Genomic DNA, 18,019 nt, shown 5'->3' with positions numbered 1-18,019 from the left:
TGTACATGACAGAACAAGGGAAAAGCTCGTTATTTCCAACCTACGCCAGATATCCGATTACACTAGTGAAAGGTGAAGGCAGCCGACTGTGGGATGACGCAGGTAAGGAATACATCGATATGATGAGCGGGATCGCGGTTGCGGCTCTTGGGCATGCACCACAAGGTGTTAAAGAGAAATTGATTGAGCAACTAGATCAGTTATGGCACGTGGGTAATTTATTTCATATTCCAAATCAGGAAAAATTGGCTGGTCTATTGACGGACAATAGCTGTGCGGATGCTGTGTTTTTCTGTTCCACAGGAGCGGAAGCGAACGAGGCTGCGATCAAAATCGCACGTCGCTACTCGCAAAAGGTACTGAACAACGGCCGCTACGAGATTATCACGTTCAACATGTCCTTCCATGGGCGCACGATTGCTACATTAACAGCGACGGGTCAGGACAAAGTAAAGGAAGGCTTCCTTCCGCTTCCAGAAGGTTTCGTCTATGCGGATTATAACGATATCGAGTCTGTTCGCAGCCTCGTGAATGACCGTACATGTGCGGTTATGCTTGAGTTCGTACAAGGGGAAGGCGGCGTATTGCCGGCTGATCCAGAGTTTGTGAAACAATTGGCTGCGCTTTGCAAAGAGCACAATCTACTCCTGATCGCGGATGAGATCCAGACGGGCGTAGGGCGTACGGGTAAGCTTTTTGCCTATGAGCATTATGGGGTAGAGCCGGATATTTTCTCATTAGCTAAAGGTCTTGGCGGTGGGTTCCCAATCGGGGCGATGCTGGCTAAAGGGTACTTGGCAGAAGCGTTCAGCGCAGGTAGTCACGGTTCCACGTTCGGTGGTACACCGATTGCAACAGCAGCGGCGCATGCAACATTAAGCACAATTATCGACAATCAATTGCCAGCGCGTGCAGCAGAGTTAGGCGCGTATACGGTGAAGACGTTAGAGAGCAAGCTCGCGGGCAATCCGTTAGTGAAAAGCATTCGTGGTATCGGTCTTCTGATTGGAATCGAATGTACACAGCCGAGTGCCGAAATCATTAGCGAAATTCATAAGCAAGGTGTGTTGGTCATTCCAGCAGGGCCTAACGTGATTCGTTTAGTGCCGGCGTTAACGATACCGCAAGAAGATTTGGATCAGGCATTAGAAGTCGTGTGCGGTGTCCTCTCTCAGAAGGCATCTACCATTAGCGGCGTCTAACCGAAGTTTATCGTAGAAAGGTTGGATCACATGAATAGCACGGTTAAGGAAGAACTGGCTGCCCAGTTGAAGGGCAAGGATTTTCTTGCTTTAATTGATTATACAGCGGAAGAATTGGAGTATCTGATTCAATACGCAATCGAGTTGAAACGCAAGCAGAAGGCAGGAGAGCCTCATGCGGTACTAGCGGGTAAAACGCTGGGCATGATTTTTGAGAAATCCTCCACGCGTACGCGTGTTTCCTTTGAAGTAGGGATGTACCAACTTGGCGGTCAAGCGCTTTTCTTGAGCAAAAATGACCTGCAACTGGGTCGCGGAGAGACGGTATGGGATACCGCTCAAACGTTGTCCCGTTATTTGGACGGGATCATGATTCGTACGTACGAGCACCGCAAGGTGATCGATTTGGCGCGCGGAGCGACGGTGCCTGTTATCAATGGCTTAACTGATCATGCACATCCTTGCCAAGTCATGGCGGATTATCAGACGGTTTTGGAGAAAAAAGGCCGCTTAAAAGGTATCAAAGTCGCCTATATCGGCGATGGCAACAACATGGTGCACTCTTTGATGATGGGCGCTAGTAAGTTAGGGATGAATTTCGCGATTGCTTCGCCAGAGGGCTATGATGCTGATAAAGACGTGATTCGTCAATCCAAGGAAAATGCGGCAGAAACAGGCGGAAGCCTGCTCGTTACTCGTGATCCACGTGAAGCGGTTGAGAATGCGGACATCATTTATACGGATGTATGGGCGAGCATGGGTCAAGAAGCGGAGCAGCAACAGCGGGAAATCGCGTTTAAAAACTATCAAGTGAACGAAGCTTTGGTGAAATATGCGAAGCAAGATTACTTGTTCATGCATTGCTTGCCTGCACACCGCGGGGAAGAAGTGAGCGAAGGCGTCATCGATGGCGCGCATTCCATTATTTTTGATCAAGCAGAGAATCGTCTTCATGCGCAAAAGGCCATTATGGCCGCGACAATGATATAGATTATAAATGAGAGAGTAGAAACGGAGCGAATCGTAAACATGGCTAAGGAAAAAATCGTACTCGCCTATTCAGGCGGGTTGGATACATCAGTTATCCTCAAATGGTTAAAAGAAACGTACGACGCAGAAATCATTGCATTCACAGCGGATATTGGGCAAAAGGATGAGCTTGACGGTTTGGAAGAAAAAGCACTTGCAACCGGCGCATCCAAAATCTACATCGACGACCTGCGCGCTGAATTCGCGAAGGATTTCATCAACCCGATGTTCCAAGCGGCTGCTTTGTATGAAGGGCAATACTTGCTTGGCACGAGCATCGCGCGTCCTTTGATCGCGAAGCGCATGGTTGAGATCGCTCGCGCTGAAGGCGCAACAGCGATTGCTCACGGCGCAACGGGTAAAGGAAATGACCAAGTGCGTTTCGAGCTTACTGCAGCGGCGTTAGCGCCTGAGATTTCCGTAATCGCACCTTGGCGTTTGGAAGAGTTCCGCGAGCAGTTCCCAGGCCGTGCAGAAATGATCGCTTATGCGGAGAAACATAACATTCCAGTAACGGCATCCGCTTCGAAGCCTTATTCCACAGACCGCAACTTGCTGCACATCTCCTTCGAGAGCGGCATGTTGGAAGATCCATGGTTTGATCCGTCCGCAACGTCCAACAAAGATATGTTCGTGCTGAGCGTTGACCCTGAAGATGCACCAGACCAAGCGGAATACATCGAGCTTGAGTTCGCAGCTGGTGATTGCGTAGCGATCAATGGTACACAGCTTTCCCCACTTGAAGTGATGGAAACGTTGAACGAACTTGGCGGCAAACACGGAATTGGCCGTGTTGACATGGTTGAGAACCGTTTCGTCGGCATGAAGAGCCGCGGCGTGTATGAGACTCCGGGTGGTACGATTCTTTTCACAGCTCACCGCAAAATGGAATCCCTAACAATGGACCGCGACGTTATGCACCTTCGTGACTCCTTAATTTCCAAATATGCATCTCTTGTATATAACGGTTTCTGGTTTGCTCCGGAGCGTTTGGCTATCCAAGCGCTTGTGTCAGAGAGCCAAAAGAACGTATCCGGTACGGTTCGCTTGAAATTGTACAAAGGTAACGTCATCGGCGCTGGCGTGAAAAGCCCAGTATCTCTTTACAACCCGGATATCGCGACAATGGAAGCTGATCCAACGAAGGCTTACGATCAAGGCGATGCAACAGGCTTTATCCGCCTGAATGCACTACGCTTGAAAGTCGGTTCTGGCGTGGAACAAAACGCAAAGAAATAAGAGCTTAACCACTGGCTTTCCCTCGAGGAAAGCCTTTGGGCTATTCAGAGCGGCGCGGGAGTGCGCTGTAAGGAATTTTTAACATTGAGAGGGGTCATACACGGTGTCTAAGCTTTGGGGTGGACGTTTCACGAAACAAACCGACCAATTGGTTGAAGAATATACAGCTTCGATTACATTCGACAAAGAGCTTGCTGAGGAAGATATCGAAGGCAGCTTGGCGCACGTGACGATGCTGGGCAAATGCGGCATCCTGCCTGCGGAAGACGTGGAGAAAATCAAAGACGGCTTGATGCAAGTACAAGCTATGATTCGCCGCGGCGAGCTGGAATACACGATTCAGAATGAAGATATTCATATGAATATCGAGAAAACCTTGATCGACCTGATCGGTCCTGTCGGCGGCAAGCTGCACACGGGTCGCAGCCGTAACGATCAGGTGGCGACTGACATGCATCTCTACCTGCGCAAGCGTGTGGTGGAGTTCGTTGGCCTGCTGATCAAGCTGCAGGAAGCTCTGCTTGAGAAAGCGAAGGCTAATCTGGATACGATTATCCCGGGGTACACGCATCTGCAGCGTGCGCAGCCGATCTTGTTCGCGCACCATCTGATGGCCTACGTCAGCATGTTCCAGCGTGACCTTGAGCGCTTGCAGGACAGCTACAAGCGCGTAGACATGCTGCCGCTCGGCGCTGGCGCGCTCGCGGGCACGACCTTCCCGATCGACCGCCATTTCGTGGCGGAGCAGCTCGGGTTCGGACGCGTATACGAGAACTCCTTGGACGCGGTCAGCGACCGCGACTTCATCCTGGAGTTCCTCTCCAACGCGTCCATGATCATGATGCACCTTTCTCGCTTCAGCGAGGAAATGGTGCTCTGGTCTTCGACCGAGTTCGCGTTCATCGAACTCGATGATGCGTTCTGCACCGGCAGCTCGATCATGCCGCAGAAGAAGAACCCGGACGTAGCGGAGCTCGTCCGTGGTAAGACAGGCCGCGTCTATGGCAACTTGTTCGGTCTGATGACCGTGCTCAAGTCGCTGCCGCTGGCATACAACAAGGACATGCAGGAAGACAAAGAAGGCATGTTCGATACAGTCCGTACCCTGCAAGGTGCGTTGCAATTGTTTGCACCGATGGTGTCCACGATGAAAGTGAACACGGAGCGTATGCGCCAGGCTGTGAATCAAGATTTCTCGAACGCGACGGACATTGCGGATTACCTAGTGAACAAGGGGCTTCCTTTCCGCCAAGCGCACGAAGTGATCGGCAAAACAGTTCTGTATTGCATCCAAAACAAAAAATACTTGCTCGATATGAGCATCGAGGAGTTCAAAACGTTCTCGGAGTTGTTCGAGTCCGATATTTATGCCGTTCTTCAACCTGAACAAGTCGTGAACGCACGTAACGTGTTCGGCGGCACAGCGAGTAATCAGGTTAGTGAAGCGATTGGTCGCGCAGAGCAAGTGTTGGCGGAATCGCAGGCATGGTTGCATGACTTTTTAGAGAAAAGCAAATAGATGATTAAAAAAGCTCTTTCCAACATCCATAGGATGAAGGAAAAGAGCTTTTTTGCTGTATGTTATGGGATTAAGCTAGCGAGAGGAACCCTTATTGACTGGAAGCATCGTACCTCTGCAGTGTTCCAAGAAATAGATGGATTTTATACAGTTATATTTCGTGTTTTTCCGACTACATGCGCAATAGATGGAAAATCTACAGCTAATTATATCCTTTTAACCAATATAAACAGGTATAGGCGATTTTAACTACATAATTTCCAGTTAAATTGATTTTGCGAAGTGAATCCGGCCAAACAACTGTATATTTTCCATTTAATTCAAATATCCGCCATAGCATCTCTTCAAATCATCAATATCGTCTGAAATTTTGAGGAAATGTAGCCGGCTACTGCATTTACTATCACCCTATACCTTAAACTGCTGGATAACTCTCTGCAATTGAGTAGACATATCGTTTAAGTTCTTAACAGAAGCCGAGATGCCATCGATACTGGATAACTGTGTTTCGGTCAAAGCGGATATCGTTTGAGCTGTACCTGCTGATTGATTGGCGGAATTCTCCATTTCGGACAGGGATGACATGATTTGTTGAGAGGTAGCTGACATGCGCTCCGCTTCTGAGGATGCTTGCTGTACCTGACCTAGCACTTGATTAACAGCGGTGTGAATACGTTCAAAAGCGAACCCCGTTTCCTTCAGCGTCCCGACGCTGGATGAGATCTCTTTGTCGCCCTTATGCATGGTATCTACGGCGCCGAGGATGTCTGCTTGGATGCCAACGATCAGCTCGGTGACTTGTTCGGAGGACATTTTGGAACGCTCGGCAAGTTTCTTAACCTCTCCTGCGACGACAGCAAAGCCTTTGCCATGTTCCCCAGCTCGTGCTGCTTCAATTGAAGCGTTCAGAGCTAGTAGGTTGGTTTGTGACGAGATATCGGAGATAATCGAAACGATTTCACCAATCTGCTGGGAGCGGTCACGCAGCAAGTCGATCGTAGTGGACAGGTTGTCCATGGTGGAGCTAACGACCTGCATTTGCTCATTTGTTTGTTGGATATAAGCATTGCCTTTCTCCGCTTCCATCGCTGTGTTTTCTGATAAATCGAAGGCAATCGAAGAGCTGGACGCGACCTGCTGAATGCTATCGGTTAATGCTTTCATGGCGGATGAGCTTTCTGTGACACGAAGTGCATGGGTGTTTGCACTAGCTGCGACACCATGCATTACAGATGAAATATGATTCGCAGCTTGTGCCATCTGATCTAAGGAATGTGAGACTTGATTAGATTCCTCATTTAAGGCACCAGAGCTTAATTTTGCTTGGGAAACGAGCTGCTTGATATAGGCTTTCATCTGATTGAATGAGCCAGCCAGCTTGCCAATTTCATCACGATTCAGCACATTCAAATCGGATATCGATAAATTGCCTGTCGCAATCTCACTGGCTTGACGTTCTACTCGGACGAGAGGCTTAGCGATATGTCTAGCGAAGAGGATAAGGACCAATAGACCGACGAGCAAACAACAGATAAGCGTGATGAGAATTGTGCGTAATATGTCTGTTTGTCCGCCATTATAATCTTGTAGATAGGAGCCAGCAGCCACAACCCATCCCCATAAAGGATCTTTCTCCGCGTAAGTAATCTTCATAGCTTCCTTCGTGGAGCCGCCAGGCAATGGCCACTTATAGGTCGTGAATCCACCGTTATTCTCTGCTTTTTGGATCATTTCTTGAATAAAAAATTTACCATCATTCGATTTTTTATCCCAAATGTTTTGGCCTTCCAAAGAGGGATGTGCCAGTTCGGTTCCCTTGTTATCCATAACGAAGAAATACCCATTCTTGCCTAAATCAATCTTTGGATTGATGGGTCGCTTTCCATCCGTTTTGGGGCCGAGCATCCATATTTTCACTTTCTCTTGTGCTTCTTCCTTGGTGATGTTCCCTGATTTAACGGAATCATCGAGGGATTGAATCAGTTGGATAGACATTTGCACGGCATTTCGCAAGTCTTTTTCGATCAAGGAATTCGTGACATTGTAAGAAACATAATAGGAGATACTGCCGAGGATGAGGATGGGGATGAGTAGTAGAAGCAGAGATGTCGTCACAATCTTCATCTGAATGTTCATCTGAAAATTTTTTAACATATGGTTAATTTACCTACTTTCTGTATTATTTTGTATGTATTCTTGGTGATTGTTGTAATTCCTTTAATTCGACAAAATTTTTACAATTTGTGTGAAATAAATCCATGTTATCTTTTTCGTTAGGTGAAGTATTTTCTTGAAATCGAATAGCAAATCGTGAGAAAGCTCCTCCCGTCACCCATTGGATGTTCGAGAGGAGCTTTGTCGTTTGTGTTTATTCTATAACGTTATTTTAGTTGATCTGTTTGCTTGCAGAAAGTCGTAGAATACCGATCTCGCAGTATTGTAGTAAGTGCCAAGCCATAATGCTCCGATAAATAAAGTAAATGGAACGAGTAATGCCCAGCCTATAAAACTAAGGGCTAAGCAAACATATTTCCACTTGTATCCTTTCATCATCTCCGAACTAAGCCGTATGGCGCTAGATGAAGATAGTTCTGGCTGGTCTAGCTTAATGTATATCGCTTGCGAGTAGCGTAATGAAGCAATGATGCCCGGGATGATAAATAGCAGTGTCCAAGCCAGTATTTTAATTCCCATTAGAAAAGTTAACTTAAAGAATGGCCAGTAATTTCTAAAAGCAAATGAAAATGAGTCGGTGTATCCAAGTTTCTGTTGTCTAGCTAAATGAAGGAAGTACGTTGATACAATTGTGGAGATAACAACGGAAAGAAGGATGGATCCCAAACTAAACAAGATAGATAATACGAAATGCTCACCGTCTTCAGTTAAACTGCTGCCAATCCCAAAAGGGATTGTGATGAGAATGGTAATCAGATATAACCCAACGGCTGAAAACCAATTCCCCTTTAAGGCTTTTCTTGCTTCTTCTCGAATTTCTCTACTTTTTTTCAATATTGACCCTCTTCTCTTTTTTCTTATACAGTTTTCTTTTCTTTGGATAAATATAGGTGATAACTGTATAATTTTGTATATTCGGTATATGCGACTTAATTCCTGCTTCTTCGACAAATATCTCCCAAATCACAAAAAGAAGCTATCTCTACAGGTCTACTTCGACCTAAGAGACAGCCTCTGAAAAAGCAAGTGGATTTTTAAAAATAGAGATGGTTAGTGCTATCTACCCTTAACCTCAACATAACCTGTATCGGTCCGTACCGTTACCATTTTGCTGCCGTTGCCTATCGAGCCTTTGGCTTGATTACGGCTGGTCCGCTGTTGAAGGTTCACACCTGGCACATCCAATGTAGCGCTGCCTGTATCTGTGCTAAGATCGAAGGTTGCATCTGTAGGTGCAGAATCTAGCTGTATGCGTACGGATCCCGTATCGGACTCGGCAGTAACCGTATCACCAAGATCACGCAGCTTGGCTGTAATTGAACCTGTATCGGTTTTGAGTTTGACATTGCCTTGCCCGTCATTAAGATGAATGCTGCCTGTGTCGGTTTGTAGATTTACTGCTTTTCCTTCGTAGCGGTCAACCGTAATCGATCCGGTATCCGTACTAGCAGATAGTTTCTCCGCTTTTACTTCTTTGAAGTTGATGCTGCCTGTATCTGTTCTAACGGTAATGGCTTTGTACAGTTTATCGGGCAGACTGACCTCTGTTCGTAGACGTAGACGTTGTCCGCTGAACAAGCTTTTGAATTCAGTAAGATCGAAGCCGAAGTTAATGTGGTTTTTTATATTCGTGCATACACCTACACGCCATGTATTTGCGCCTTCCGTTGTGGCTTCGATGGTGCATTTCTGTGTGGATTCCGATCGCGCTGCTCCTACGAGATGAACGCTAATTTCATCTGTGTTGCTAGGGATGAAGGTTACACCTGTGATATCATTTTCAATAATTAAAGTGTCAATATTCGCTGCGGCAATTTTCTTCTCGATATCTATGTTCGCGGCACCTGTTTCTAAATCTAAGGACTGGAAAGACACAGCTGCTCCAATAAGGCCTATTGCCAAGCAGATAAAGCCAGTCACTAAGAAAAATTTCACTTTACGTTGCATGGCTTAAGCCCCCTTGATCAATTTGGCGTTAAATTGGATGTACTTCCAGCTAAGCTTGAAAAACTGTTTGAGCAGCCAAGTGCTAAGCGTCGTGATGATGATGCCTAGGCCAAAGCAGGCAAGAAGCGTGAAGGAGATGAATTGGAAGTCACTCCCTGACGTTCCAGCTAGGCTAGTAAGCACACCGATAACAGGCGTAATCAGGAGTGCGAATCCGGAAACAAACAATCCAATCAACGCCGAGCAGACGCCAACCCATGGACCTAGAACGAATACTAAATTGAAGAAACCGAGCATAATTGAGATAATAATCGCCTTAATCCCGCTTTCAGGCTTTGTTGCCGGATAGGGAGGCGGATAAGGTGCGTGGTACACAGGCGGGTAATTCGGTTGAGGCGGCTGTGTATAGGCAGGCGGCTCCCAGGTCTCTGAGGCTTGTACGGGAATCTTCGGTCCGATAGCCGGATCGGGCTGCTTCACATAAGGGATAGTTGCCTCTTCCAGCTCATCATTTGAATAAGGAAGATCCTCAGCTGGTGTCACCTCAGGATCAAAAGCATCGATAGGACGCTTAGTAACTTCCGCTTGAACAGGTGGCGTTTCTTTCTGTGCATCCCAGTTTGGTACCCGCGGGTATCCGAGAGACTGTGAAACATCATCTTCATGTTTGCCATTTTCAACGGCTTTTTGAAATAGTTCTTCGTACACTTTTAGTATATTTTGGCGCTCCTTCTCAGGAAGTCCGCGCAGACGATAGTTTAATTCTTTGAAATAATCGACTTTACTCATCGTTATGCCTCCTTCAATACGCTTTCTATAGTCTTATCATAAAAGAAAAAAGTCATAATGACGTAGTAACTACAGTCACATGACCTTCATGATTTCATCACAATTTTTGTGTATCATTGGACAGCAAGCGTACTCACGCCGTCTTCCACCATAGGTTTCTTTGGCGTGGTGTCCTCTGATGGGGCATCTTTACGATTGGCCGCGATGACTGTTGGCACAGGTGAATACTGATCTTTCGAGATTAACTCTCTGCTCACGATTGTGCCGTTTTCCCGTTTGGTTCGATACGTCTCAACCTTGTAGCCGACCTTTCCTACGCTGATAGGACGTTCTAATCCTGGTTTCAAGCTCGGATTGTTCACATATTTGATGGGAGGTTGAATCGTTTCTACGATGTTGGAGTCGACGTCATAAGTAACGGTTGGTGTTTGATGTCCAAAAAGTTTGACGGTAACCTTGGAATCTGTCGTTATCGTACGAATCCAGACGTAACTAGTCGTATTGTTACGAAATTTGAAATTAATATAGCCACTTGCGAAGGTGGCATCCTGTCCAAGAGGGACGTAACTGACTGGGAGAGAATGGTTGCGCCGTTCTATGATTTCAAGGCCGCTGCGTAAGACAGCATTATAGAGTGTCGTGGATACCTGACATATGCCTCCACCGATTCCTGGGACTAGACTGCCATTGAGAATAACAGGCGCTTCTTTGTAACCGAATTTGGCTTCCGTCTCTGCAATAATTTTACTGTAATCAAAGGTGTCACCTGGTGCCATCACATAATCCTGAATGGACGTAGCGGTTGCTCGTATATTGTGAACCCTTCCTTCGCCCGATGGCGGGAACGAGGTCGTGAATTCGGAGATTTTGCCATCAATACCTTGCCCCTTTAAGGATGCCATAGTGACAGAAGGGCTTAACTCATAAATAGGCAACGAGAGCCCTAGCGGTGCAGTATGTGTTAGGGTCCCCATGCTAGGGGCGATGCTTTGTAGCTGCTCCTGCAAGTGTGCGGTATCAATGCGCAGTACATTTCGCTCGGGTTCGAATCCAACTTGATCTTGAAATTGGAGGACACGTTTGGCGGGAACAGGTTGTTTCGAATATAACTCTTTCCACGTATTCTTTACAGTGGTCGTTAGCTGAGTTGGATCTACCGAGACATTCAGAGGAATATTCGCATTTCGCAGGGTCCAGCGGGCTTTGGCACGTGAGAAGGGAGAGCCGTTAGTTAATTGATGGAGGGCTTGTGAGAGGAGCCCCTTGTCATAACTTATGCCTAGTTGCCCAAGCGGTAACTCTTTGGCTGCGATTTCTGGATAGGATGTATGCAAAAGAACAGGGAAAGCGGCTAATCGTTTCAATCGCTGCTCAGATTCAGACTGAAATGCCGCATAGGACATCCCGCCCACACGCCAACCAGCGATGGTAACATTTTCAGGAAACGTAGATTGAGATCCATATAAGTAAAGTGCGGTGCCGCACGTCACGAACATACCAAGAGCGACCGAGAAATAGAGAATGGGGTTTCTGAATGAGCGTGTCATGAAGAGCCACTCCTTTACATACGAATGTGATACGGCCTGTCTCTTTATATGTATCGATAACAGTGCCAATTTAGTACAGAATCCTGATTCGGCTAAAAGTTGTACAATGCATGGTATAATGACGGTATTCCACAAGAATTTCAAAGTGTATTTAGAAGGATTTTCACCTTTTGTGTCGAATTGATATAGGCTATCTATATAATTAGGATGTGATATTGTGATCGAAATGCAGGACGTATGGAAAACATATGCCAACGGGACCCATGCATTGAGAGGTATTAATGTAAAAGTGGACCGCAATGAGTTCGTCTATGTGGTTGGACCATCAGGGGCAGGTAAATCTACTTTCATGAAGTTGATGTATAGAGAAGAAAGACCAACGAAAGGTCAAATTTTCGTTAATGGATTTAACTTAGAGAAACTCAAACAACGCAAAATCCCCTATGTACGTCGAAATATCGGCGTCATTTTCCAAGACTATCGTTTACTTCCGAAATTATCGATTTTCGAAAATATAGCTTTTGCCATGGAGGTTATTGAGGCGCCGAAGAAGCAAATCAAGAAACGCACCATGGAAGTTCTTGAGCTCGTGAAGTTGAAGGACAAGGCAAACTCCCTTCCATCGCAGTTATCCGGGGGCGAACAGCAGCGCGTTGCTATTGCCCGGGCAATAATAAACAGCCCTTCCGTCATTATCGCGGATGAACCGACAGGAAATTTGGACCCTGAAACATCATGGGGCATTATGAAATTGATGGAGGAAATTAATTTCCGCGGTACCACCATTGTTATGGCTACACACAACAAAGAAATCGTAAATACGATGCGTAAGCGCGTGATTGCGATTGAGAATGGCCTTATTGCTCGCGATCAACTTCGGGGGGAATATGGCTATGAAGATTAGTACAGCTTCTCGACATCTGCGAGAAGGTACGAAAAATGTCGTGCGAAATGGTTGGATGACGTTCGCGTCGATTAGCTCCATCGCGATTTCTCTGTTTATTCTTGGCATTTTCGTACTTATCACCTTGAATGTGAATGATGTTGCTACGCAAATTGAGGAGCAAGTTGAAATCAACGTGTACCTCGAGGTAAATACCGCTCAGGATCAAATCACGGCGCTCGAAACGCAAATCAAAGCCATTCCTGAAGTGAAAACGATAAAATTCGTTTCGAAAGAAGAGGGACTTGTCTACTTGCGCGAAAAGTTAGGGGATAGCGGAAAAGCGCTCCTGGATGGTTTCGAGGGGGATAACAATCCGCTGAACGACGCCTTTACGATCGAAGTGGATGACCCGCGGAATGTGGCAGCTGTAGCCGATCAGATCTCAGCGCTTAACGTTGGCAAGGATCCTAAACCTATCTATAAAGTTAACTATGGTAAAGGAACCGTGGAAGCGTTATTTAAAGTGACGAAGATTGCCCGCTGGATTGGCATTGGTATCGTTGTGTTGCTTTCCTTTACAGCCGTATTCCTGATTGCGAATACGATCAAAGTTACAATTCTGGCAAGAAAACGTGAGATTTCAATTATGAAGCTCGTGGGTGCGACGAACTCTTTTATTCGTTGGCCGTTTTTTATTGAAGGCGCCTTGCTTGGACTGATTGGTTCGGCTCTCCCAACTGCCGTTATTCTTGCTGGTTATTGGAAGTTGCTCAACTTGAGCTCCTTGAATTTGAACTTATTGATGATTCAATTAACACCATTTGAAAATATTGCACCAACGCTCACTTTGCTTCTTATTGGCTTAGGTATTGTGATTGGGGTATGGGGTTCCCTCATCTCCGTCCGCAAATTCCTCCGCGTATAATGGAGGCTAATAAAGTCCACTTTGATAACGTAGTATTTCATGAAGCAAACTCGGCATCGAATCTTGAATGAAAATGGGGCAGTCCGGTACTCATGTAGCTCGCTACACTCCGTTCCTCCTGCCCTCATTTTCATCCAACCTTCTCGGTTCTGAAAGCGGGCTTTTTTAGCTTTTATTTATATATTTTTATTTTCAAAGATTCATAGATTAGATTCCTAGAGGCAGAACGTAAGAGATTCAAACCATACATGGGGCATCAATCGCTTAATAATGGGGAGGCTACGTGCTTGAAGAAGAAGATTCTACCTGTCGTTTTAACATTAGGTATGGCGATATCGCTGACTATACCTCATGCAGCCAGTTATGCCGCTTCGGCAACGGACAAGATCGATCAGCAGTTGACGCAGCTTAAGAAGCAGAAGGCGGAAGCGCAGCAGAAGGCTAATAGTGCACAGAGTCAAATCACGAAAGTTCAGTCTGAGAAAGATCAGACGACGAAAGATATGAATGCGCTAGTCACCCAGGTGAATGAGGCGAGCAAAAAGCTGACACAGCTCAATGAACAAATCGATCAAGTGACGAACGCGCTGGAAGAGAGCGCTAAGCAATTAGATGAAGCAGAGGCTCGTGTTGAGAGCCGCGATAATATGCTGAAATCACGGGTTCGCTTGATGTATATGAACGGTTTCGTTTCTTATATGGATGTCGTGTTGAGCGCAACGAGCTTCTCGGATTTCCTGAATCGGGTCGAAGCGCTCAAATCTATTGTGAATCAAGACAAAGAAATACTAGAGTCGAATATGAAAGATAAAGAGACCGTCAGGCTGAAGAAGGCTGATACAGAGAAGCAGCTAGAAAACGTGAAGGGGCTATACGCGGAAGCGGATGCACTGCGTGACGATCTGCAAGCGAAGGAAAAAGCGAAAGAAGTGAAGATTGCTTCCCTTTCCAAGCAAGAGCGAGAGCTCGAGGAAATTTCGGAAGAAAGCGATAGAATGATTACGCAGCTAGCGAAGCAAGAAGCGGATTTGCAAGCGAAGAAGCGGGCCGCACAGAATGCAAAATCACCATTTACTTATGCGGGTGGTAAACTTGGCTATCCGTTGACTGTTCAGGCACCATTGACCTCTGATTTCATTGCTCGAATTAATCCTGTTACAGGGCGGGCAGAGAATCATAAAGGTATCGATTTAGGGACAGCCAAAGGTACACCAATCCTTGCTGCGGAGAATGGATCTGTTATTTATGCTTCGTGGATGAACGGGTACGGGAATTGTGTTATCGTCGACCATGGGAATGGCCTTTGGACGTTGTATGGACACATTATGAACGACGGTATTTATGTGAAAGTCGGGGACGTCGTGAAGCGCGGCCAAAAAATAGCGGGTGTCGGCTCTACGGGACAATCAACGGGCAATCACTTGCATTTTGAAGTAAGGAAAAATGAAGTGCCTGTCGATCCTAAACCGTATCTTCGATAGGACAAGCTTGATTACTCTAAGGAAGCTTAGTTTTCGGGTACTCCCGGAAGCGGGCTTTCTTATTGGCGATAAAAGGGGCATTCTGGACGCAGTCGGTTATCCTAGAATACCTACGTTTAGAGGTTTTTTCATAAAATGGGTAGAGCTTGTCATATACTACAATCAGGCCAACTCAAATTCGGTTTTAGGAAAAAGGCGGTGAATCGGTTTTGCAATTCAAAGGTCGTACGGTCATTGTATTTGTCTTGTTAGCTATGTTTGCAAGTAGTATTGTCACATTAACGATCGTAGATCCTTCCTTTACTTGGGGGCAGAAGGAGCAATCAACAGGAGGTTCGGCTACCTCAGTATCTGCTTCGTCAGGTCTTTCGAGCAAGGATTTAAGCAAGATCGCAACAACGTTTCAACTCATTGAAAGCAAATATTTGAAACAGCCTGATCATGATCAATTGGTTAACGGAGCTATTAATGGGATGTTGGAATCATTAGAGGATCCTTTTTCCGTTTATATGGATCAGAAGGAAGCGAAACAATTCGATGAGAGTATTACGTCTTCTTTCCAAGGCATCGGGGCCGAAGTATCGCTAGAGGATGGTAAATTCGTCATTGTATCACCGATTAAAGGTTCACCTGCCGAGAAAGCAGGCATTCAATCCAAAGATGTTGTCCTGTCTGTGAATGGCGACAAGTTGGACGGGCTTACCTTGAATCAAGCTGTCATGAAAATTCGCGGACCTAAAGGCACGCAAGCTAAGCTGGATTTACTCCGCCAAGGAACGGGGGATCCGGTTCAAGTCATCGTGGTTCGAGACAATATTGATGTTGAAACCGTCTACGGTGAAATGATGCAGGATCAGATCGGCAAAATTGAGATTCGTCAGTTCTCCTCGAACACGGCTGTTCGTTTTGCGGAAGAGTTGAAAAACTTAGAAGCCAAAGGGATGAAAGGACTCGTCATCGATGTTCGTAATGATCCGGGCGGTTTACTGAATGTTGTCGTCGATATCGTGAATCCCTTCGTGAAGAGTGGGGCTTCCATTCTTCAAGTGGAGAATCGGGACGGCAAGCGTGAACCAACACCTTCTACGGGCAAAGGAAAGAATTATCCAGTTACGGTGTTGATTAATAAAGGAAGCGCCAGCGCATCGGAGATCCTTGCAGGTGCATTCCAAGAAGCAGTAGGCAGTAAGATCGTTGGTGAAACGTCCTACGGTAAAGGAACGGTTCAAGTGACGTTCGAGAAGGAAATGGGCGATGGCAGCAACATTAAGATGACGGTCTACAAATGGCTAACGCCAAATGGCAACTGGATTCACAAGAAAGGCATTACGCCAGACATCCCGATCGAGCAACCAGCGTATTTCAAAGCAGCGCCTCTTACGAAGAAAGATGTGCTGAAACAAGATAATAACAGCGATGATGTGAAGAATTTGCAGTTGATGCTTGCTGGAATTGGCTTCAATCCGGAGCGGACGGATGGCTATTTCAGCGAGAAGACAGCTTTGGCAGTTAAAGCGTTCCAACGGACGAATGATTTACCGGTTACGGGTGAAGTAGATACGAATACAGCAACCAAGATCGAGAAAGCGATCTTAGAGCAAATTCGTGATCCGAAGAATGACTCGCAATTGAAAGCGGCCGTCTTCCAAATTCAGAAGCAGCTTGGGAAATAATGACCGTTAGTTAATGGAAATTGTGCAGAGCGGCAGGAAATAAGCTTCGGCAGTCGAAATAGTGTAGGAAGGTTGCTTAGGCGGCCTTCCTATTTCTTTTTCAAGGAGCCTAGATTCGTATGGATGTGTGGTTTCAATTATTGGACAGAGCGCTGCTCGCCGTGGGGCAGTTGTTTACGAATCCTTTCTACTATATAGGTATCGTTTTTATAGTGTTGCATTACAGAAAGCAAATCCAACTAGAACGCAAGCTGTTTCACACGCGTCTTCACTCCTTGCTGAACGAAACATGGCGCGTGGTGTTATGGGGTTGGTTAGGTGGGCTGGGAGCGTCTATTGTGCTTCTTTTCGTCGGAGTCAACATACAAATGGATGTCGTGCTTGTGCTCTGGATTATCACCGTCATACTGATGATATGTCGAATACGATTCCTATGTCTGGCATATGCAGTAGGAATTCTAGGGATTGTTCAAGTTATCTTCTCTTGGTTTCCTAATGCAGACAGTCTACGTGAGTCCTATGCGCTTCTCGCTGCCATTGCAAGTGCAGATATCCCTTCGCTGTTGGTCATTGTAGGTGTGCTTCATCTGTTGGAAGGCGTGCTCGTTGGTTTCCAAGGTGCGCGAATGGCGACACCGCTCTTCCTAGAAGGGAAACGCGGGCAAATGATTGGGGCACAGCAACTGCAGGGCTTTTGGCCAGTCCCGCTGTTTCTTCTCGTGCCAATGGCAGGGGGCAGTGAACTGGGCTTGCCGTGGCAAACGTTGTTCACCTCGAACTTGAGTGGGGGCTGGTCGATGCTCGCATTCCCAGCGATGATCGGCTTCACGGAGCTGACGGTTTCGAAGCTGCCGAAGAGGCAAGCGCGTTATAGCGCGAAGCTGCTCTACGTTTATGGGCTCGTGCTGCTAGGTGCAGCTGTAGCCGCACATTACTGGACGCCACTGGTGATGCTTGCTGCGATTCTTAGCATAGCCCTGCATGAAGGGCTGCTGTTCTACAACCAATGGATGGAAGCGAAGCGGACGCCTTTCTACATCCACTCGGAGCGGGGGCTTATGGTACTTTCCATTGTTCCGAACAGCCCAGCTGAGCAACTAGGGATCGGCGTTGGTGAGATCATCCATAAGGTCAATGGGTACAAAATAAAGACGAAGACCGATCTGCATGCGGCCATGGGACTCAACTCAGCATTCTGCCGACTAGAGGTGTTGAATGAACAAGGGGAGGTACGCTTCCTGAAGCGGGGTATTTTCGCCGGAGATCATCATCAACTAGGCATTCTGTTGGCACCGGATCAAGATGTGCTGTACTTCTTGGAACAGCGTCCGATGCACCTATTTAGTTATCTGCGAAGCAAATTAACAGGCTTATTGCCGAATGACACGACGAAGTCATTGTGAGAAGAGCTTTCCTCGGAAGTAGAGAAATCTACGGGTGAGGATAGCTCTTTTTTTAAACAATTCATGTAGTGACCGAGAGTTAGATGGAATTTATACAGTTGCGTGCCTAGCTAAGCTAGGTACATCTAACCGATGAAAGTTCGGTCGGGGTAAGGACCAAGCCGCCCCGTAGCTAGCAGACAGACATTGGCGAAATCCAATGGC

At 46.5% G+C, this 18,019-nt stretch carries 14 protein-coding genes; 9 read left to right on the top strand and 5 right to left on the bottom strand.

Annotated features, from left to right (window positions below):
* Positions 1–5 precede the first annotated feature (5 nt).
* From argD to argH, 4 genes are all read left to right on the top strand, one after another.
* Complete coding sequence (gene argD, locus AC58PV_RS26860; RefSeq protein ID WP_497435734.1) at positions 6–1,202, top strand: acetylornithine transaminase; 1,197 nt, start codon at positions 6–8, stop codon at positions 1,200–1,202.
* Between the two features lie 30 nt (positions 1,203–1,232).
* Positions 1,233–2,192, top strand: a complete 960-nt coding sequence (argF, locus tag AC58PV_RS26855) for an ornithine carbamoyltransferase (protein WP_497435733.1) — start codon at positions 1,233–1,235, stop codon at positions 2,190–2,192.
* A gap of 39 nt (positions 2,193–2,231) precedes the next feature.
* On the top strand, positions 2,232–3,470 hold the full coding sequence (locus AC58PV_RS26850; RefSeq protein ID WP_068669425.1) for an argininosuccinate synthase: 1,239 nt from the start codon (positions 2,232–2,234) through the stop codon (positions 3,468–3,470).
* Between the two features lie 103 nt (positions 3,471–3,573).
* The gene (gene argH / locus AC58PV_RS26845) at positions 3,574–4,989 is read left to right on the top strand and encodes an argininosuccinate lyase (protein WP_497435732.1); all 1,416 of its coding nucleotides are present in this window, start codon (positions 3,574–3,576) and stop codon (positions 4,987–4,989) included.
* Between the two features lie 408 nt (positions 4,990–5,397).
* On the opposite strand, the gene AC58PV_RS26840 is transcribed toward argH, so the two are convergent.
* From AC58PV_RS26840 to AC58PV_RS26820, 5 genes are all read right to left on the bottom strand, one after another.
* Positions 5,398–7,143 (bottom strand): methyl-accepting chemotaxis protein, encoded by a 1,746-nt coding sequence (locus AC58PV_RS26840; RefSeq protein WP_497435730.1) that lies wholly within the window; start codon positions 7,141–7,143, stop codon positions 5,398–5,400.
* A 219-nt stretch (positions 7,144–7,362) separates the two neighbouring features.
* Positions 7,363–7,998, bottom strand: a complete 636-nt coding sequence (locus tag AC58PV_RS26835; RefSeq protein ID WP_497435729.1) for a DUF975 family protein — start codon at positions 7,996–7,998, stop codon at positions 7,363–7,365.
* A 222-nt stretch (positions 7,999–8,220) separates the two neighbouring features.
* Positions 8,221–9,111, bottom strand: coding sequence for a DUF4097 family beta strand repeat-containing protein (locus AC58PV_RS26830; protein WP_497435728.1), 891 nt, complete (start codon positions 9,109–9,111; stop codon positions 8,221–8,223).
* Between the two features lie 3 nt (positions 9,112–9,114).
* A complete protein-coding gene (locus tag AC58PV_RS26825) occupies positions 9,115–9,900 on the bottom strand; it encodes a DUF1700 domain-containing protein (RefSeq protein ID WP_497435727.1) in 786 nt (261 codons plus the stop codon).
* Between the two features lie 113 nt (positions 9,901–10,013).
* Positions 10,014–11,447: a VanW family protein gene (locus AC58PV_RS26820; RefSeq protein WP_497435726.1), complete on the bottom strand. Its 1,434-nt coding sequence runs from the start codon at positions 11,445–11,447 to the stop codon at positions 10,014–10,016.
* 217 nt (positions 11,448–11,664) lie between these two features.
* Between AC58PV_RS26820 and ftsE the strand changes: the two genes are divergently transcribed.
* The 5 genes from ftsE (at position 11,665) to AC58PV_RS26795 (ending at position 17,815) form a co-directional block, all read left to right on the top strand.
* Entirely contained in the window at positions 11,665–12,351 is a 687-nt protein-coding gene (ftsE, locus tag AC58PV_RS26815; protein ID WP_310501025.1) for a cell division ATP-binding protein FtsE, read from the top strand.
* Positions 12,341–13,258 (top strand): permease-like cell division protein FtsX, encoded by a 918-nt coding sequence (gene ftsX / locus AC58PV_RS26810; protein WP_497435724.1) that lies wholly within the window; start codon positions 12,341–12,343, stop codon positions 13,256–13,258. Before ftsE ends, ftsX begins: the two co-directional genes overlap by 11 nt.
* Positions 13,259–13,545: 287 nt before the next feature.
* On the top strand, positions 13,546–14,739 hold the full coding sequence (locus AC58PV_RS26805; RefSeq protein WP_497435723.1) for a murein hydrolase activator EnvC family protein: 1,194 nt from the start codon (positions 13,546–13,548) through the stop codon (positions 14,737–14,739).
* Between the two features lie 209 nt (positions 14,740–14,948).
* Positions 14,949–16,412: a S41 family peptidase gene (locus tag AC58PV_RS26800; protein WP_497435722.1), complete on the top strand. Its 1,464-nt coding sequence runs from the start codon at positions 14,949–14,951 to the stop codon at positions 16,410–16,412.
* 119 nt (positions 16,413–16,531) lie between these two features.
* Positions 16,532–17,815 (top strand): PDZ domain-containing protein, encoded by a 1,284-nt coding sequence (locus AC58PV_RS26795; protein WP_497435721.1) that lies wholly within the window; start codon positions 16,532–16,534, stop codon positions 17,813–17,815.
* The last annotated feature ends 204 nt before the right edge of the window (positions 17,816–18,019 follow it).

The sequence above is a fragment of the Paenibacillus sp. J22FR83 genome, assembly GCF_059691955.1.
This window is presented reverse-complemented; position numbering and strand designations above follow the sequence as displayed.